The sequence below is a fragment of the Chloracidobacterium validum genome (assembly GCF_018304825.1).
GTDB classification, from domain to species: Bacteria; Acidobacteriota; Blastocatellia; order Chloracidobacteriales; family Chloracidobacteriaceae; genus Chloracidobacterium; species Chloracidobacterium validum.
In genome coordinates, this window is record NZ_CP072648.1 from 1,141,729 (window position 1) to 1,159,860 (window position 18,132).

19 protein-coding genes are annotated in these 18,132 nt (G+C 60.9%); 12 read left to right on the plus strand and 7 right to left on the minus strand.

Annotation, left to right across the window (positions count from 1 at the left end):
- Positions 1 to 221: 221 nt before the first annotated feature.
- Both J8C06_RS04765 and J8C06_RS04770 read right to left on the minus strand, forming a co-directional pair.
- Positions 222 to 800, minus strand: a complete 579-nt coding sequence (locus J8C06_RS04765) for a Maf family protein (protein ID WP_211429638.1) — start codon at positions 798 to 800, stop codon at positions 222 to 224.
- A 24-nt stretch (positions 801 to 824) separates the two neighbouring features.
- Positions 825 to 1,358 carry a nitrous oxide reductase accessory protein NosL gene (locus J8C06_RS04770; protein ID WP_211429639.1) on the minus strand — a complete coding sequence of 178 codons (534 nt, stop codon included), beginning with the start codon at positions 1,356 to 1,358 and terminating at the stop codon, positions 825 to 827.
- A 198-nt stretch (positions 1,359 to 1,556) separates the two neighbouring features.
- Here J8C06_RS04770 and J8C06_RS04775 point away from each other — a divergent pair, with 198 nt between their 5' ends.
- Both J8C06_RS04775 and J8C06_RS04780 read left to right on the plus strand, forming a co-directional pair.
- The gene (locus J8C06_RS04775) at positions 1,557 to 2,348 is read left to right on the plus strand and encodes a helix-turn-helix domain-containing protein (RefSeq protein WP_211429640.1); all 792 of its coding nucleotides are present in this window, start codon (positions 1,557 to 1,559) and stop codon (positions 2,346 to 2,348) included.
- Complete coding sequence (locus J8C06_RS04780) at positions 2,345 to 3,475, plus strand: alpha/beta hydrolase family protein (protein WP_211429641.1); 1,131 nt, start codon at positions 2,345 to 2,347, stop codon at positions 3,473 to 3,475. The genes J8C06_RS04775 and J8C06_RS04780 overlap by 4 nt, the downstream gene beginning before the upstream one ends.
- A 17-nt stretch (positions 3,476 to 3,492) precedes the next feature.
- Here J8C06_RS04780 and lptE read toward each other — a convergent pair whose 3' ends face one another.
- The 5 genes from lptE to J8C06_RS04805 form a co-directional block, all read right to left on the minus strand.
- Positions 3,493 to 4,068 (minus strand): LPS assembly lipoprotein LptE, encoded by a 576-nt coding sequence (gene lptE, locus J8C06_RS04785; RefSeq protein WP_211429642.1) that lies wholly within the window; start codon positions 4,066 to 4,068, stop codon positions 3,493 to 3,495.
- Positions 4,069 to 4,082: 14 nt separating this feature from the next.
- A complete protein-coding gene (locus J8C06_RS04790) occupies positions 4,083 to 7,793 on the minus strand; it encodes a DUF6079 family protein (RefSeq protein WP_211429643.1) in 3,711 nt (1,236 codons plus the stop codon).
- A 195-nt stretch (positions 7,794 to 7,988) separates the two neighbouring features.
- The gene (lpxA, locus tag J8C06_RS04795; protein WP_211429644.1) at positions 7,989 to 8,762 is read right to left on the minus strand and encodes an acyl-ACP--UDP-N-acetylglucosamine O-acyltransferase; all 774 of its coding nucleotides are present in this window, start codon (positions 8,760 to 8,762) and stop codon (positions 7,989 to 7,991) included.
- 3 nt (positions 8,763 to 8,765) lie between these two features.
- Positions 8,766 to 9,740: an alpha/beta fold hydrolase gene (locus tag J8C06_RS04800; protein WP_211429645.1), complete on the minus strand. Its 975-nt coding sequence runs from the start codon at positions 9,738 to 9,740 to the stop codon at positions 8,766 to 8,768.
- 22 nt (positions 9,741 to 9,762) lie between these two features.
- Positions 9,763 to 11,016 (minus strand): vWA domain-containing protein, encoded by a 1,254-nt coding sequence (locus J8C06_RS04805; RefSeq protein ID WP_211429646.1) that lies wholly within the window; start codon positions 11,014 to 11,016, stop codon positions 9,763 to 9,765.
- Positions 11,017 to 11,256: 240 nt separating this feature from the next.
- On the opposite strand from J8C06_RS04805, the gene J8C06_RS04810 reads away from it, so the two are divergent.
- From J8C06_RS04810 to J8C06_RS04855, 10 genes are read left to right on the plus strand one after another with little or no spacing between them, the layout of a single operon-like run.
- On the plus strand, positions 11,257 to 11,643 hold the full coding sequence (locus J8C06_RS04810; RefSeq protein ID WP_211429647.1) for an NADH-quinone oxidoreductase subunit A: 387 nt from the start codon (positions 11,257 to 11,259) through the stop codon (positions 11,641 to 11,643).
- 29 nt (positions 11,644 to 11,672) lie between these two features.
- Positions 11,673 to 12,194 carry an NADH-quinone oxidoreductase subunit B gene (locus J8C06_RS04815; protein WP_211429648.1) on the plus strand — a complete coding sequence of 174 codons (522 nt, stop codon included), beginning with the start codon at positions 11,673 to 11,675 and terminating at the stop codon, positions 12,192 to 12,194.
- Complete coding sequence (locus tag J8C06_RS04820; RefSeq protein ID WP_211429649.1) at positions 12,191 to 12,709, plus strand: NADH-quinone oxidoreductase subunit C; 519 nt, start codon at positions 12,191 to 12,193, stop codon at positions 12,707 to 12,709. Before J8C06_RS04815 ends, J8C06_RS04820 begins: the two co-directional genes overlap by 4 nt.
- Positions 12,710 to 12,745: 36 nt before the next feature.
- Positions 12,746 to 14,005 (plus strand): NADH dehydrogenase (quinone) subunit D, encoded by a 1,260-nt coding sequence (gene nuoD / locus J8C06_RS04825; protein ID WP_455423713.1) that lies wholly within the window; start codon positions 12,746 to 12,748, stop codon positions 14,003 to 14,005.
- A 5-nt stretch (positions 14,006 to 14,010) separates the two neighbouring features.
- Positions 14,011 to 14,493, plus strand: a complete 483-nt coding sequence (gene nuoE, locus J8C06_RS04830) for an NADH-quinone oxidoreductase subunit NuoE (RefSeq protein ID WP_211429650.1) — start codon at positions 14,011 to 14,013, stop codon at positions 14,491 to 14,493.
- Positions 14,490 to 15,269: a bifunctional hydroxymethylpyrimidine kinase/phosphomethylpyrimidine kinase gene (gene thiD, locus J8C06_RS04835; protein WP_211429651.1), complete on the plus strand. Its 780-nt coding sequence runs from the start codon at positions 14,490 to 14,492 to the stop codon at positions 15,267 to 15,269. Before nuoE ends, thiD begins: the two co-directional genes overlap by 4 nt.
- Before the next feature lie 7 nt (positions 15,270 to 15,276).
- Complete coding sequence (gene pgeF, locus J8C06_RS04840; RefSeq protein ID WP_211429652.1) at positions 15,277 to 16,107, plus strand: peptidoglycan editing factor PgeF; 831 nt, start codon at positions 15,277 to 15,279, stop codon at positions 16,105 to 16,107.
- A gap of 7 nt (positions 16,108 to 16,114) precedes the next feature.
- The gene (locus tag J8C06_RS04845; RefSeq protein WP_211429653.1) at positions 16,115 to 17,278 is read left to right on the plus strand and encodes a glycosyltransferase family 4 protein; all 1,164 of its coding nucleotides are present in this window, start codon (positions 16,115 to 16,117) and stop codon (positions 17,276 to 17,278) included.
- Positions 17,279 to 17,287: 9 nt separating this feature from the next.
- The gene (locus J8C06_RS04850) at positions 17,288 to 17,695 is read left to right on the plus strand and encodes a hypothetical protein (protein WP_211429654.1); all 408 of its coding nucleotides are present in this window, start codon (positions 17,288 to 17,290) and stop codon (positions 17,693 to 17,695) included.
- On the plus strand, positions 17,631 to 18,125 hold the full coding sequence (locus J8C06_RS04855; RefSeq protein ID WP_211429655.1) for an FkbM family methyltransferase: 495 nt from the start codon (positions 17,631 to 17,633) through the stop codon (positions 18,123 to 18,125). Before J8C06_RS04850 ends, J8C06_RS04855 begins: the two co-directional genes overlap by 65 nt.
- The last annotated feature ends 7 nt before the right edge of the window (positions 18,126 to 18,132 follow it).

Sequence of the window (18,132 nt, forward strand, 5' to 3'; positions counted from 1 at the left end):
TGTCTCCTCGGAAGGCAGACGGAGAACGCTTGGGGACGTTCACCTGCAAAACTTTTGGTGAATGGCAGCCGGAGCGTCGGGGGGCGCTCAGCTTGAATGTAACCTTCCGTACATCAAGCTATATTGTCCACTCCAACGAGGCAAAAATTTTTTGTATGGCCTGTCACAAAAGCCCGGCACAGGGTTCACCTGACACGCTAGGCTGCTGATCGAAGGGCGACTCAGCTACGAGGCTCGTCAAGCAGACGAAGCTCGTCGAGCAGGCGGATGACGCTCGCCATCGGCAAACCGACGACGTTGTGGTAGTTGCCCTCGATGCGCGTGATGCGCGTTCCGGCCCGCCCCTGGATGGCGTAAGCTCCGGCTTTGCCGAATGGCTCGCCGGAGGCGACGTAGTCCGCGATCCAGGCTGCTGGTAGGTCGTCAAAGGTCACCAGCGTTCGCTCGTGCGTCACCCGGCACACAGCGTCCGTGGAGCGACGAATGGCCACGCCGGTCAATACCTCATGGGAGCGACCGCTAAGGCGGTGGAGCATGTGGGTGGCGGCTTCAGCGTCGCCCGGTTTGCCAAGGCACTCGCCGTCGAGCACCACCGTGGTGTCTGCGCCGAGAATGAGGGCCGGTTCGCAGGTGACGACTGACTGGGCCTTGGCCAGCGCAACGCGCCGGACGTACGCCTCCGGCGCTTCCTGGGGAAGTTGGGTCTCGTCAGTATCGGTCGCTTGAACGTCAAAGGCGTAACCGGCCAGGGTCAGGAGTTCGATGCGGCGCGGCGAAGCCGAGGCGAGAATGAGTTTCATGTCTGGCGGGTTTGGGGCAAGTCGCTAGGGAGAGGTTTTGTAGTTGTCCGTTTGACGAATCGCGCGGCGAAGTTCATCCCACGTCAGGATTCTTCCACCATGTCTTTTGTAGATTGCTTCCGCATCAGCGCGCACGGCGAAAGCGGCTGTGAGGGGGGGCATGGCGGCGCGTACGTCGAGTTTCGATGCATACAGGTGAAAGGCCGTCATTGCTGGCACAAGCGTCCGGTGCTGGTAGTCAACCACATCCAGCCGGGTGACTTCGGGGCGGCGGTCGGTGTACACCACGGCGCACAGAGCAGAACAAAGCTGCACCGGCGGCTGGTTAGGAACGGTCGCTTCAAAGCGATTTTCACTTTCTTCCGCCAGAACCGGCATGCCGCAAATCGGACACGAGGGAACTTCGGGTGGTTGAGAAGTCTTTGGTGGTCGTTGTTCTACCGCGGCGGGCGCGGATTGCGGGCGGTTCTGGCAGCCCACGCCGGCAATGCCTACCAATCCCAGTAAGCTTTGTAAGACTTGGCGGCGGGTTTTGGCTTCCACAGCGTGGTGCGTCATGCCCTAAGATCCTTGATTGATGTGGTTTGAGCCATTGAATCAGCTTTAGTATCACCGATTTGACAGTCAAGGAAGCGGATGACTACCATCTTTCCGAGCCGGCGTTGAAGGACCTGCTGCAACGCCAGACGTGGTGTAAGCCGCGACTGACTAGCTCATCGGAGTATGTAAGCTGGAGTGTGAAGCAGGAGACAAGCCATGGCAACGCTGGGACAGGAACTCAAGCAGCAGCGAGAGGCGCGTGGCAAGTCGCTTGAGGAAATATCACGGACGACAAACATCGCGGTTCGACTTTTGCACGCCATCGAACGTGATGACTACCGGGAACTGCCGGGCGAACTTTACAACCGCTCGTTCATTCGGCAGTTGGCGCAAGCCGTGGGCTACGATGAGGCGCGCGCGCTTCAGCTCTACGAACGGCAGTCAGGAAGCCCGCACATTCCCACCGATGAAGAAGTCAGTCGCGCGCCGGAGATACTCCCGCCGCCCAAGACCGGCAACGCCCTTCTGTTGACACTGAGCCTAGCCGTCGTGGTGGTCGTGGCGGCCGGCACGTCCTATGCCTTCCCCGGTTGGTGGCAGGTCTTTGGCGGTTGGTTTGTTTCGTTGAAATCCGCCCCGTCACCGCAAGCGCCGCCGGCGGTAGAGCCAACCCCCCCACCGACTGCGCCGACGGAGGCCCCGCCGCCGCCGATGGAAGGGTTGACCTTAGAACTACGCGCAACGGGCAAGTGCTGGACGCGCCTTCAGCTTGACGACAGCCGGCCGGAGGAGTTCGTGTTGCTGCCGGATGATGTTCGGCTTTACCGCGCAAAAGAGAAAATCGTCCTCTCCCTTGGCGCGCTTCAAGCCGTCTCGGTAACCGTCAACGGGCGCGCGCTCCAGTTGCCTTCGCGCGATGGCATCACGGTCAAGCGGGCCGTGATTACCCCTGATACGCTTGAAACCGGTGTGGTGAGCGGACTAACCCGGGCCAGTAACCTTCAATGACCGGCCTGTGGGGTAGGGGACGCCAACTTGCGACGGTCTGCCATCGGGTGGTCGCTTTTTGGCTTTTGGGTTGGCTGTGGAGCTACGGACTGCCGACCGCAGGTGGGGCGACATCGGGTGTTTGTCACCAGGATTTGTCTTGGCTGGCGCGCTATCCCGTGCGGTACGCCGCCGCGCCGCTCCAAACTCCACAGGGCACGGTCAACGCCTGGCTATATCAGCCGGAGGGACTTACCGACGCGCCGGCGTTGGTGATGGTGCATGGCGTTCACAAGGACGGCGGGCAGGAAGCGCGCCTGAAGAATTTTGCCCAGGCGCTGGCGGCTGCCGGTTTTACGGTTTTGACGCCCCATGTGCAGTCGCTTGCCGACTATCGGATTGAAAAAAGCGCGATTGAGGTGATTGGCTGGTCGGCCCAGGCGCTCCAGCGCCGAACAGGGCGACGGGTTGGCGTCATGGGGTTGTCCTTTGCCGGTGGCTTGTGTCTGATGGCGGCGGCTGACAAACGTTTTGCCCCTGCGATTGGCTACATTTTGGCGGTTGGGGCGCACGCTGACCTTGGGCGGGTGACGCGCTTTTTGCTCACTGGTGAGATTGCCACGCCGAATGGCGAGACGTTGAAGTTACAGGCCGACCCCTACGGCGCTTTGCTGCTGGCCCACACCCATGCCGCAGTCTTGTTTGCCCCATCAGATGTTGAGCCGGCCCGCGCGGCCCTGCGGTCTTGGCTGTGGGGTGAGCCTGACCGGGCGCGCCGGCAAGCCGCGAAGCTGTCTCCGGCCGGTCAGAGGTTGGCGCAGGCGTTGTTCGATGGCGATTATGCGGCGGCAACCCCAAGCTTGCTGCGCCAACTCGAGCGGCGACGGAGTGCGCTCCGCGAGGTTTCGCCGCAGGATGCGCTGGCGCGGATTCGCTGCCCAGTGTTCCTCGTCCATGGGGCGCGGGATGCCGTTGTGCCGCCATCCGAGACGCAGTGGCTAGCCCAGGGGCTTGGCGGCCGCTGCCGCGTCCTGATCAGCCGGGCGGTTGGTCACGTCGAAGTCAACGACAGCGCGACGCCCTTGGAAAAGCTAGAGGTCGCGCAGTTCCTGAATGATTTTTTGGCGACGGCGCGCGCCATTCGCTAGGTGACCTCAGCGAAACCTCAAAACCGTTCAAGCATCGTCGTCACGACGCTCCGGGCAAAGTCGCGGGCAAGACGGTCAACGGCCGGATCTTCTTCGTTGAAGAAGGAGCGCGGGTCGGATGAAAACTCGTATTCACCACGAAATTCAAGGTTAGGGTTGTCAAACAACACGCGGTTGCGGGTTTGGTCGCGCAGCGTGACGCCGGAGCGAATGGCAATCTGAAACAGTCGCACCGTGCCGCGATTATCAACGAGTGCCTGCCCCGTGGTCACGGCTTTGATGTCGCCGGAGAGCACGGCATCCGCCCGTGCCGGATCGTTGACCAGGGCGACCGGCAGCCGGCGGCGCAGGATTTCTTCAGCCACAGCTTGAGTAAATCGCTGCTCGATTCGGTAGCGCAGGGTTTGATTGGTGAAGGGCTGGATCGCCAGTGTTCTGACGTCTGGCGGGAATGCTCCGCTGGTGTCGAGCCGACGGTATCCGCACGGCCCGGCGCCAAGGCAAGCCACGAGCGAAAACCAGAACAACAGAGCCGCGCGCCGTCGGACGCCGGGGCGCGCCAGACTGGACGCGCAACCAGTCAGCTTTGGCATGGTAGGTTTCATCATTAGCTTCGTTTCTGAACGTCAAAGGTGATGGGCGACTCATCTGGCAGCCCGGCCATCCATTCGGCAATCCGCGCGGCCAGGTCAGCCTTGGTGGTGGACTCACCAGGTGAGAGTGGCAGGGTCGTTGTCACTGGCGTCACCGGGGTGCCAGCTAGGAGGGCGGCGTTGATGTGGTCCATCGCTTCCGGCGCAACCACGAAATCCGTGGATGGCGTTGGAGAAGCCACCGCCGTGAGGGTGGCGGTCACGAGTCGCTCATCGGCTTCAGGGAGTCCGAGCGTCCGCAAGTTTTGGCTGATGAGGTTGCGGTTTTGCGTAATGCACTGCCGGAAGTGCCGAATTCCCTGGTGAACGATGGCTTTGAGTTGGTCAATTTGCTTGGGCAACGGCGGGAGTGCGCGCCGCCGTATCAAGCCACCGACGAGCGGTTGATGTTCGAGGAACTCACGCAGATGAAGCGCTCGCCGCCGGGTTTCAATGTCGGCGAGAATTTGCCTGGCGTGGCGGGCATACTGCTCGTCGGCGATCACCAGTCGGGATAGCGTTTCAAAGAGTCGCCACACCGGACTGGCCAGGAAGTTCGTGAGCAACGATAGGTCAATGTTTTTCGTCGCTTGTTCGTCCTGCATAATGCAATCTTCGATGTAGTGCTTTTTGAAGCGTTCAAAGACTTGCTCGAAGCGGATGCGCTTGTCTTCATCGAGCAGGCGGTGCGGGTGCTCAAAGAAGTTTCCGAGTTCCCGGCGCGCGTTGCGGGCATCGGCGTCGGCAACGGGCAGCGCGCTCAACGTGTAGGATTTCGCCTTGACATAGAACGGCAGCCAGTCGAGAAACTCGACCAGAACCCGCAAGTCAATGACTGCGCGCTGGTAAATGGTCGGGTTGGCGGCAAAAATATCCACGATGCGGGCCAGACCCATTTCAAGGGAAATGCGCTCAAACAGGACGGCTTCAACGGCGGCGGCAGTGGTTTCAAAGTAGCGCTTGCAGGTGATGATGAGCTGCCAGGTGCGAGTCGTCAGCATCTCCATCGGCAACGACTCGAAGCGTTCGGCAAGGCGGTAACTCAACCATTTCTGATGCCACTGGGCCAGGCTCTCACGCACCTGCTTCCGGTCGGTGGCCAGGTCAGGAAGGTCAAAACGCTCCGTCAGCAACCGACACCATTCGGAAAGTGTTTCCGAAGCATAGGTAATGGCGGCCGTGCGCCGGACCGAACCATACTGCCGAAAGCTCACATCCTGGGTCAGTTCGGCGGCGGTGAAAATACGCAGCCCCGACACATCCATCAACTCGATGCGCCAACCGGCAACCAGAGCCATCATGACGATTTGCTGCGCCGGTTCGAGGAGTCCATACGGCTCGCGGCGCAGCGTCTGGTAAACAACTTGAACCGGCACCGGTTCTGACCCGGCTGCTTCGACCAAGCGCAGCACCTCGCTGATGCAGGGTTCGCCCAGCGCCTCGTCGCGGTCCATGGCCAGTTGGTACAGTCCATCCCGCTCGACGACGATATGGAACGGAGCCGCGAAGCGCTGTGCGATTTCCTGCACCGTCGCGTCGGTTGGATTGAGGCCGCCAAGCAAGCCAAGCACCAGGCGCTTGGTTTCCCGCTCGGTCAGCGGCGCCGGGAAGATGGGGTGCGCCGGAAACCTGAGGTCGAGCGGCTTGCGAATCACAGTACTCAGAAAGTCATGCAGGGTGCGCGGTAGTCCGTCTGGAAACAGTTCGGTGAGCTTGTGGCGCTCACCGTTAGCGGCGACCAGTTCGCCAGCTTCGACATACAGTTTCAAGAAAATGGCACGGTTGAGCGTTTCGAGCGCAGCGACCCGGTCTGAGATTTCATCCCCAAACACGTCTTCCCCGCGGGTGTAAGCAATCCAGAGCGACTTGAGGGTTTCGGTGTCCTCGGCGCTGAGGGGTGCCGGACACCAGTAAAGCAAGCTCGGCGTCGTGGTGCTTGTGTTGGGAGGCAGGGGCGACTGACTGCTGCCAATGCAGAGCTGCCAGTCGTATTCACAAAGGTCTTCAGCCCAGTGGTAGGTCACGGATGGCTTGGCGTCTGTCTCGGCTTCGTCACCCGTTGGAATAATGACCGTTGCCGGCGTGAAAGGGTCGCCGCTGCGTTCAATACCGACCGGTGGATTGGTAAAGATTTCTGGGGGTGCGCCAAAGCTGACGATGCCCCGCCGTCCGGTATTTCGCCAAAGGATAGTCATTTCATCCCGGTAGGTTTTCGCGCCGCTGAGGAGCAGGGCGTCGAGCGTAAAGGGAAAGTCGTGAAAGAGGGCGCTGCCGCCCAGTGTAACCAGGAGCGCGTCAAGCGTATCGTCATTGGGTGTTTCGGCCAGCGCGACCTTGAGGCGGGCTTCTGGGTCAAACTGCTCTAGCACCGTGAGACTGTAGCGGCAAATAGCTGTGCTCGTGTCTTTGATGATTTGTCCTTCGCTGTGGGCGTGCAGGTCGTCAAGCAACAACGCTGCCTGGTTATAGCCAATATCGCCCAGCATCATGGCGTTGGTAAGCTCATCGGCGCTGACTGACCGCCCAATCAGCGAGTACAGAAACAGCCCCTTGAGGAGCAGCTTGGCCGGGATGCGCTGCTCGAAGCTCAGTGCCGGAAGCCGCATCGTTGAAAGATAGTCATACATCGCAACGGCGCGGGCCAGGGTCGGGTGGCGTTTCAGTTCAAAGTCATACTTGTCAAACAGGTCATCCAGCGAGATGAGCTGCATGGGGCGGCGGCGCAGCGCACCCCCGATAATGCCGTTGATGAAGCTGAAGAGTGAAAAGCTGTCACAGTAGGTTGAGAGTCCCGGCGCGACTTCCAGGACGGCAGGATGAATCGGGTAGAGGCTGCAAAACTCTTCTTCGCTCCAGTGAAAGCGCGGGAGTGACTTGAGCGTTTCCTGGTAAAGCGCCGTCAGTTCGGCCCGTTGCTGTGGGGTTTTGCGAAAGACGGCCTGGTCGGTTATCCGGCGCAGATTGTCAAGGGTGAGGGCGTCAGTTTGATAGTCCGCCGTCAACCGCGCGGCCATGCCTGTATGGGGCGCAGTAACGTCGCTATCCAGCGCCAGGAGCAGGGCAAACGGCAGACTCCGCGATTTCTCCGCCAGCTTCGTCAACCAATCGAGCGTATCTTGCACCAGGGCGCGCCGTGGCATGCGCAGCGCATCTGAGATTTCATCAATGACAAACAAGAAGGCCATGCCCGGAAATAACCGACTGGCCAGTAGCTCGCAGATTTGGTTGCCCTCGATGGCTGAAAACCATTGCGTGTCGTCAAAGGCGATGGGCGATTCCGGGATGTTGGCCAGGGCGTCGCGCAGCAGTGTGGCGAAATCCGTGAGTTCCTCGGTCAGTGGCTTTCCAGAGATATACACCGGAAGAAACGTGACACCTTCGAGCCGCTTGACGGCATTGGCCAGCGGTGGATTGTTAGCCACCGTGTGGCGGGTCTTCGGCGTGCAGGCCAGCGCCCGCACCACGGCCAGGGTATGGCTCTTGCCGGTGCCCCGCGCCCCGGCAATCAACCGCGCCGCCGCCGGGCTTTTGAGCGAAGCAACCCCCTCAATCAACCGCGCCGTCAGCCGTGAGAGTTCCGATGTGAAGTGATATGACCGGATGATGCGCTCGGCATTGGCATCCAGAAAATTCACCAGGGGATCAATCGGCTGATAGTCAAAATAGGCGCGGATACTTTGCAACATAAACTGTGGACGGACCAAACGTGAACGATGACTGGGCGTGCGCTAAGGATTGGCTTTCAGAAACAAAGAGAGTGAACAGGCCTGCGCCACCTCGCTTTTTGAGCGTGCCTCCTGTTCGGTATGTCCTGAAGCTTCGGTATATCCTGAGCGTGCGCCTGTCTTGGGCGTTGGTGGTTGGTGTTCGAGAAACCGCGCTCATTTAATAACACCGCGCTGGGAGGTGGCAATAAAGTCGAGCAAGATGTGGATGCGTGGATGGTTGCCAAACGTTTCCGTCATGGCCGCCACGGCCTGGGAGGTGTTGAGTTTCGAGTTGAGCAGCAGCCGGAAGGCTTGCTCGATGGCCCGCAGGTCTTCGCTGGAAAACCCCGCACGCCGTAGCCCAAGGCTGTTTGGCCCGTAACATTTGGCGTGGTTGCCGACACTGCGCGCATAGGGTAGGGCATCTTTGACCACGACGGAATAGGCGCCGATGAAGGCATGCGTCCCGACCCGACAAAATTGGTGGACGCCAACGTATGCGCCAAGTGTGGCGTGATCATGAACCTCGACGTGACCGGCCAGCGACGCGCCATTGGCCATGATGATGTGATTGCCAACGATGCAGTCGTGGGCGACGTGGCACTGCGCCATGAGCAAGTTATCGTTGCCGACGCGCGTCACCCCGCCGCCGGCGCCGGTGCCACGGTGCAGCGTGGCAAACTCACGGATGACGTTGCGCTCACCGATGATGAGTTCGGTTCGCTCGCCGGCATATTTCAAATCCTGTGGGTCCTGACCAACCGAGGCAAACGGAAACAAGCGGGTCCCGCGTCCGATCCGGGTTGGGCCGTCAATCACACAGTGCGCCCCAACCGTCACGTCGTCTTCGAGCACGACGTCCGCGCCGATGACGGCATAGGGACCAATCGCAACGTTTTCACCAAGTCGAGTTTGGGGGTTGATGATGGCGGTTGGGTGAATGGGCATAACCTACGGAATCAGCGTGTATTCATGTTCGGCCGGTGGCGAGGCGCGTAAAAATCGCTCCACCTCCCGCCGGAAAGCGTCTGGGCGCTCGATGGGCGGCATGTGACCGCACCGGTCAAGGACGACAACGTTGGCCGTCGGCAGCCCGCTTTTGATGATCTCGCCGGAGTGCAGCGGCAGCAGCGCATCCTGCTTGCCCCAGATAATCAGGGTCGGGGCGGTGATGGTTGGCAGGCGTGGCTCAAGGGCATCGTCACCGGTCATCATGGCCGCCAGCGCCCGGTCAATCACCCACGCCTGCTGGCGAGCCTGCGCCTGGAAATCTCGAATCAGGGGCGCGGGCAACTGCGGTGGATTGAAAAAGAGCACCTTGAGAAAATTTGAAAAGTCTTCAGGGGTCGTTCCCGGGTCCAGCAGGGCGCGGTCTGGCGCCGGCTCGAAGCGCACCCCGGCGCTATCCACCAGGATCAACCGCATGACGCGGTCGGGATACTCGCTCGCCGTGTAAGCCGCAATCCAGCCGCCCATCGAAAGCCCGCACAGATGGGCCCGCCGGACGCCAACCGTATCGAGAAACTTGACCAGCGTCGCCGCTTGCGACCGGATGGCATAACTGGCTTGGGGCGGCTTGTCAGACTGCCCAAATCCGGGCAGGTCGAGCGCATAGACGTGAAACTGCTTGGAAAGGGGCGCAAGTGTCTGTCCCCAATCGGCGTCGGAACTCCCGCCCAGCCCGTGGATGAGCACCAGCGGTTCGCCCGTGCCGGCTTCCTTGTAGTGAAGCCGTATGCCATCAATCACGACCTCACGCGACGCCACCCCAGCCCACCACAGCCGCCACCGGTCATACCAGCCAACCACCGTCAACGGCCGCTGATAGGCAAAAGTCCCGGCGCAGCCCAGGGCCGCGGTCGCCACGAGTAGCACCAGGAGGCTGCGCCCAAACCGGCGTGAAAGGGAGTGAAGCAAGGCCGACATGGTTTTCAGCTCACCAAGGCGGTTACCGGACTCTCTTCCGTTTGCGTCGCAGGAAGTCCATCATAATGTACTCGCCAAGGGTCATAACGGTCGTGAAGTAGGCTTTCCCCTGGGCAATGCTGGTGACTTGCTTGATGAAGTTCACCAGATAGGGGTCGTCGGCCAGCATGAAGGTATTGATGGCAATGTTGCTGCGGCGACACTGGGCCACTTCCTTGTAGGTGGCGTCCATGATCATGGGATCGAGACCCATGGAGTTTTTGTAAATCCGCCCATCTTCCAGCGTAAGCGCCGAGGGCTTGCCGTCCGTGATCATGATGATTTGCCGCATGTCCACCCGTTGGGCCAGCAGCAGGCGCCGCGCCAGCTTGAGTCCTTCGGCCGTGTTGGTGTGGTACGGGCCAACGGTGAGTTGCGCCAGCTTGCCAAGCGGCACTTCCTCGGCTGAGTCGTGAAAGAGCACCAACTTGAGCGTGTCGCCGGGATACTGCGTGCGGATGAGATGCGTCAGCGCCAACGTCACCCGCTTGGCCGGCGTGAAGCGGTCTTCACCATAGAGAATCATGCTGTGGCTGCAATCCAGCATCAGCACCGTTGCGCACGAGCTGGCGTACTCCGACTGGTGAACCATCAGGTCACCATACTCGACGTCGAGCGGTACACCCAGCCCGCTGCGCCGAATGGCCGACAGCAGCGTGGCGTTGACATCCAGGTTGAGGGCGTCGCCGAACTCGTAGGGCTTACTCGATTGAAACGCCTCGATGCCGGTCGAAAGGTGTTGGGTGTCGTGGCGTCCGGCGTAGCTCTTGCCCAGCGAGCCGAGCAGTTGGCTCAGGGCCTTGTAGCCGAGAAAGTCGGTGCCCTTTTCGGTCAGCTCAAACTTGACCCGCGCCCCGCTGTCACGCTCGATGCGTCCTTCTCCGGGCTTGGGCGGCGCGCCCCCGCGTTCATCCCGCGTGGCGCGCAAGTAACCCTGTTCGAGCAGCCGCTGGATGAGCGCGTCCACCAGTTCATCGAGCTTTTTCTCATCCAGGCCGCCAGACTCATCCTGGAGCGCCTGCATTTCAGCTTCACTCAATAGCTGGCCAGAACGAATGAGCTGCCGAATCGCTTCGCGGAGGGCTTCCAGGGATTGGTCCGGGTCCTGAATCCGCCGCGACCAACCCCCGTTGGAAAAGCCGCTTTGCAGGAAAAAGTCGGAGAGCTTTTCGAGCAGGTTTTCAAGATTGAAGTGGTCAAGGTCAAGCCCATCCCATTTTCCGTAGCGCGTAAGCATAGGCGCGTCCTCAAAAAGCTGGTACGTAAGACATAGGGCAGCGGCCGGCCGCCGGTGGAGGTGACACCAAGGAGAACTGACCGCTAGACGCTACCCAACGACCGACGCAAACGCAACCACGCTTGCCTTGCTTGACCTTGAAGCAGTGGCTTTTTACCATCGCTTTGGTATGCCCTCTCACAAAGCCGGTTCGGCGCGCTTGTTTTCCGGCATCCTGTTACCCAGTGGAGCGTCCGCCTAATGTCGAGTGATTTGCAAAACTACTTTCCGCTCCTGATGGTGTTTGGGTTGGCGTCTTTCGTGGCCACGATGATCCTCAACACGTCGCGGCTGCTCGGACCAAGCATCAAAACCCGCGAGAAACTCATGCCCTATGAGTGCGGAAACGACCCCGTTGGCAGCGCCCGCGAACGCTTTTCGGTCAAGTTCTATCTGGTCTGCCTGCTGTTCATTTTGTTTGACATCGAAGCCATCGTGCTTATTCCGTGGGCGGTCGTCTATAAGGCCCTCGCCGAAGAACTCGGCAATAAGCTGTTTGTCTATGGCGAGATGATGCTGTTTGTGGCAACGCTTTTCGTTGGCTACATTTACGTTTGGAAGAAAGGCGTTTTCGACTGGAGCAAGTAACGCTTGAGTCGGACGAAGGAGAATGCGCCATGGGACTCGAAACGACAATCGGTGCGGCACTGCCTGAAATCCTGACCGCGCGCCTGGAAGACCTCATCAACTGGTCGCGCAAGTCATCGCTCTGGCCGGCGACGTTTGGCTTGGCCTGCTGCGCCATCGAGATGATGAATGCCACCTCGGCCCGCAACGATATGGCGCGGTTTGGCTCGGAAGTCTTCCGCGCCAGTCCGCGGCAAGCCGATGTCATGATTGTCGCCGGTCGTGTCTCGCGCAAAATGGCGCCGGTGCTGCGGCGCATCTACGATCAGATGCCCGACCCGAAGTGGGTAATTTCGATGGGGGCGTGCGCCACAGCGGGTGGAATCTTCAACAACTATGCCATCGTGCAGGGCGTTCACCAGGTGGTGCCGGTGGATGTGTATGTGCCCGGCTGTCCACCCCGGCCGGAGACGCTGATGTATGCCCTGATGAAGCTCCAGGAAAAGATCATGACCGAGCGTTTGACCGACCGCCGCGACCGCAACCTATTGTCCGAGGGAGCCGCGGCATGAGCAACTCGTCGGCCACGCCCGTTGTGGTTTCGCCCGACGATCTAGAACTGGTCAAGGGCGCGACTGACACCTTGGCCCAGTTGCGCCAGCGTTTCCAGACGGCCATCGAGGAGGTCGTCGTCCACAACGGGGAAGTCACGGTGTATATTTCCCGCGCCGCCATTGTGGACGTGGCGCGCTATGTGCGCGATGAACCAAAGCTGTTGTTCAACCTGCTCTCTGACCTGTGCGGCGTGGATCGCGGCCCCGAAGCCGATCCACGCTTTGAAGTGGTCTATCACCTGTTTTCCATTCCCCATGGCTATCGCCTCCGGCTGAAGGTGCGCGTCCCCGAAAGCGACTGTGAGGTACCCACGCTCGTTGGCGTTTATCCGACAGCCGAATGGCATGAGCGCGAAACCTTCGACCTGCTGGGCATTCGCTTTACCAATCACCCGGACTTGCGCAAGATTCTCACCCCCGACGATTTGGAAGGCCATCCCTTACGAAAGGATTTTCCGCTCCAGGGTTATTGAAGGACCGCCCTGTGCGCCGCGCTGGAGCCACCGGCCATGTCATCACTTCGTCATTCAAATGTCATCGAACTCGATTACGCGCCGCAGCAAAAGATTCGGGAGATGCTGCGCGAGCAGTCAGCCCTCGACAACGCCATCACGGTGAGCATGGGTCCGCAACACCCTTCGACGCACGGCGTGTTGCGGCTTGAACTCATCCTGGACGGCGAGACCGTCGTCAGCGTCAAGCCCGACATCGGCTATCTCCACACGGGCATGGAGAAGCAGATGGAGACCAAGAAGTATCAGCAAAACATCGTCATCACCGACCGGATGGACTACCTCAACCCGATGGGCAACAACCTTGGGTATGTGATGACGGTCGAGAAGCTCCTTGGGTTGGCCAACGACATTCCACCGCGCGCCCAGACCCTACGGGTGTTGCTGACCGAGCTGCAACGGATTGCTTCACACTTGGTGTGGTTGGGGACGCATGCGCTCGACTTGGGCGCGATGTCGCTCTTTTTCTACTGCTTCCGCGAGCGCGAAAAAATTCTCAACCTTTACGAAGCCGTCTGCGGCGGACGCATGACGGTCAGTTATTTTCGCGTTGGCGGGCTGCCGTACGATGTGCCACCAAACTTTGGTCGGCTGGTTCGGGAGTTTCTGGATGAGTTTCCGGCGGCGCTCAAGGAGTACCACACGCTGCTGACGAACAACCCGATTTTCCAGAAGCGGACGCGCGGCGTGGGCATCTTGTCGGGTGAGGATGCCATTGCTTTGGGCGTGACGGGTCCGACGTTGCGCGGTTCCGGGGTAGCCCATGACGTGCGCCGCGCTGAACCTTACTGCGGCTACGAAACCTATGACTTTGAGATTCCGGTTGAACGCGACGGCGATGTGTATGCCCGTTACCTCGTGCGCATGCGCGAGATGGAAGAAAGCTGGAAAATCTGCCGCCAGGCGCTCGACCGCCTCAAACCAGGTCCCATCAAGGCCGACTCGCCAAAGATCGTCCTGCCTGATCGTGAGGACATGAAGCACCACATGGATGCGCTCATCCATCACTTCCTGCTGGCAGCCTATGGGTTCAGTGTTCCACCCGGCGAGGCCTATCACGCCATCGAAGGCTCCAAGGGCGAACTCGGCTTCTATATCATCAGCGATGGTACTGAGCGACCTTTCCGCTGCCACGTGCGCGGGCCGTCGTTTGTCAACCTCCAGGCGATTCCCAAGCTCTGCCAAGGCGCACTGCTGGCCGATGTGGTGGCAATTATTGGAAGCCTCGACATCGTGCTGGGCGAAATTGACCGGTAACGACTATGCCAACCTTTGCCGACGTCCTGACCCAAGACTTTGAACGCCAGGCGGATGCCATCATTGCCCGCTACCCACAGAAGCGGTCGGCCATTCTGCCCCTGCTCCATCTGGTGCAAAACGCCTGTAACTACATCCCGGAAGATGGCATGCGCTTCATTGCCAAAAAGCTGGGGCTGAACATGAACGACGTGTACGAGACGTTGACGTTCTACTCGATGCTCTTTACCGAGCCGATTGGCGCCTACCATCTCCAGCTCTGCCGGACGATTAGCTGTTACTTGTGTGGGGCGGCGCAGCTCCGCGAACATCTCGAAAAGCGGCTTGGCATTCGGCCGGGACAGAAAACCCCGGACGGGCGCTTTCGATTGAGCGAAGTTGAGTGCATCGGCGCGTGCTCGGCGGCCCCGGCCATGCAGATCAACTTCGATTTTCACGAAAACCTGACACCTGAGAAGGTGGACGCCATTCTCGACGCCCTGCCATGACAACGGTCGTTCTCTCGATTGCCGGGCTTGACCCGGCAGGCGGCGCGGGTTTGCTGGCAGATTTGAAGACGGTCGCAGCCTGTGGGGCGCATGGCGTCGGCGCGCTGACCGCCACGACGGCGCAAAACACGGTCGGCGTCAAAAGTTTCCATCCGCTGCCGCCGGACGTGGTGGTTGCCCAACTGGCTGCCTTGCGCGAAGACCTGCCGATAGCCGCTGCCAAAACCGGCATGCTGGCCACGGCGGGCGTGGTCGAAGCCGTTGCCGACTGGCTGGCGGCGAACTGGCGCGGGCCGCTGGTGGTGGACCCGGTGCTCGTGTCCAGCAGTGGCCACCTTCTGCTCGAACCCGATGCCATTGCCATACTCAAGAACAAACTGCTGCCGCTGGCGACGGTCGTGACACCGAATCTCCCGGAAGCCAGAGAACTCACCGGCTTACCCGTCGAGACGGTGGCCGATATGGAACGCGCGGCCCGGGCGCTTCAGGCCATGGGCGCGCGGTACGCCCTGGTCAAAGGTGGCCATTTGACCGGCGACGCTACCGATGTGCTGTTTGATGGACGTGACCTGCGCTACTTTTCCGGCGAGCGCATCGTGATTGAAACGCATGGCACCGGCTGTACGCTGTCGGCCGCCCTGGCCACGCACCTTGGGCAGGGCCAGCCAGTGACCGAAGCCGTTGCGCGGGCTAAAGCCTACGTCCGGGAAGCCATGGCGCGTGCCGTCCAACTTGGAAAGGGGAAGCGGCTGCTAGGCCACTTGCCGCTGGCATGAGCATGGCATGAGCAACCAAGCTTTTAGTTTTCGACGCCAGGGCGAAGTCGCGGTTCTGGTGTGTCTGCCGCTCGAAGCGGCTGGATTCCGCCATGGCTTCAGCACGCGCTTGGGTGGCGTGAGTCCACTCCCGTCCAACGCGCTCAACCTTGGCTACTTTGCCGGTGATGCGCCGGAACATGTCACCGAGAATCGGCGACGATTTTTAGCCGTGCTGGATGAAACAGAAGACCGTTTGCAGACGCTCCGCCAAGTTCATGGTCACACCGTGCACACGCTGGATGCCGTAACCGAAAACGAAGCCGAACCGAGAAGCGGGGACGCCTGGGTTGGACAAGACCCGGCGCGGTGGGCAGCCGTCTATACGGCAGATTGTCAAGCCGTGCTCATCGGTTGCTCACGGACGGGCGCGTTCGCCGCAGTGCACGCCGGATGGCGGGGAACGCTGGCCCGCATTGTCGAACACACCGTGGCCCGGCTGCGCGCCGACTTCGGAGCGCGGCCGGAGGACTTGCAGGCCGCACTCGGTCCGGCGGCGAGCGTTGACCACTACGAAGTTGGGGATGAGGTCGTCGAAGCGTTTCACCAAGCTTTTCCGACCAAGGCGGCGCAGTGGTTCAAGCGACCGCCAGGCGCCAGCAAGTTCCATCTGGACATTCCAAAAGCCAATCAGCAGCAGTTGGTGGAAGCCGGACTGCGCCCGGAGCGAATTTACGCTTCGGGTTGGTGCACGATGGCCCGGACCGACCTGTTTTTTTCTTACCGACGCGAGCGTGGACGCCATCCGGTCGGGCGGTTGGTGGCCGCGATTGGTCGGCCGACACCCGCGACCCCGTAAGGCGGAGATGGCGGAAACGGCGCAACGACTTCTGTACTTCTTGGAAGAAAGCTACGGTGGCACGGCCGACTATGCCCACGAGCAATGCAATGCGTTGGCGGCGCTGGGGATGACCGTGACACTTCTGACGACGCCCAAGTACCCGTGCCATCCAGAGGCCGGCTATGCCAGGCAGCCGGAGCTGCTCGAGCCAAAGCCAGAGCGTCCGATTGCCAATCGGTGGCGACGTGGTGGGCGCTACGCCTGGATCAAGCTGGAAAACTATCGCCGGTTGGCGCGGATCATTGATGAAACTGGCGTCCGGCAGGTCTTGATTGGTTCCTTTGGCGAATACCTGGCTCCGCTCTGGGCCGGACGGTTACGCCGGTTGGCGCGGGAAGGGGTCGTTTTTGGGGCGGTCATTCATGACCCGGTGCGCGATTACGTGGTTGGGCCGCGCTGGTGGCACCGGTGGTCAATCGGCGCGGCCTATGGGCCCTTGCGGGAGGCCTTTGTTCACGAAGCGATTGCGCTGGACACCGCGCGCCCGAACCCGGCGCTGCGGGTGACGGTCATTCCGCACGGTCCCTACACCTATCCGCCCCCGACGCGCACTCGTCTGGACACGCGCCAACAGTTGGCGCTTCCACCGGATGCGCCGGTCTTGCTGGCGTTCGGCCATATCCGCGACGCCAAAAACCTGGACTTGGTCATTGAAAGTCTCGTTCACTGCCCGACGCCATACCTCATTGTCGCCGGCCGGGTACAGTCCGCCGGGCAGCGCCCGGTGGACTTTTACCGCGCTCTGGCCGAGCAACGCGGGGTGGCGCATCGGTGTCGGTGGATTGAACGCTATGTGCCAAACGACGAGGCGGCCGATCTCTTCGCGGCAGTGGACGCGGTTCTGCTGACCTACAGTGGCGCGTTTCGCTCGGCCAGCGGCGTGCTGGCGCTGGCGGCCCATTATCGCGTGCCTTGTTTGGCTTCGAGCGGTCCTGGACCGCTCAAAACCCTGGTGCAGCGCTACCAACTCGGCGTATGGGTTGAGCCGGATGATGTTGCGGCGCTGGTCGGCGGGTTGCAGGACTTGCTAACGTCCCCGCCACAGCCGTCGTGGGCGCGTTTTCAAGCTGACAACTCGTGGCGTGTCAATGCGCAACGGGTGGCTGAACGAATGTTTGACCGGAGGTAGCTTCACCTGGTGAAGTCGTGGCGGACACTGCGCACCATCTGGACGTTGGCGACGCATGCCCGAAGCGGGCTGACTTGGCGTGACCGATGGTTGGCTTTTTTACTGGCTGGGCTGGTGTCGCTCGGAGAACGACGCGCGCGGGCGCGCGCCTGGTTTCTCGAGCGGATCAATGCCCATGCGCAGAACGGACAAGTGACGCTCCGGCTGCGAATCGGAACGCGGGCCTGTAGCTTTGCAATGCGGCAGGGCGACCGCGAAGACTTTCTCATCGGAGGGGAGCTGGTCAAAGGCGCTTATCCGGCCCCCCCCCTTCACGCCACGCCAGATTGTGGATGGCGGCGCGAACATCGGCATGTTTGGCGTGCTTGCCAAGGCATTGTTCCCGGATGCCAGGCTCGTTTGCTTCGAGCCGGATGAAAAGAATCTGGCCCAGCTCCGCCACAACTTCGCCGCCAATGGCATTGTGGCCGACATTCACCCGGTTGGCTTGTGGTCGCGTGAAACCACGCTCTACTACCACCCCGGAACGTCCTACGGCGGCTACATTGACGAACAGCCGCCCGGCATTCCGATTCCCTGCGTCGTGCCACGGATTGACGCCGATTGTTGGCTCAAGCTGGACATCGAGGGCAGCGAGTACGAAGTGTTGCCACGACTGCTGGCCGATGGAGCTTATCCACGGTGGATTTCCATGGAAATTCATGACTTCAACCGGCGCGGATCGGCGCTGCTCGCGCTTTTGCGGCAACACGGTTACGAGATCAGCGGCGATGTGTCGCCGGGTTTGTCCTGTACGACGGTCGAGGCGTGGCGAAACGCGGCTGACAGCGCGGGCGAAACCCATTGAATCGGGC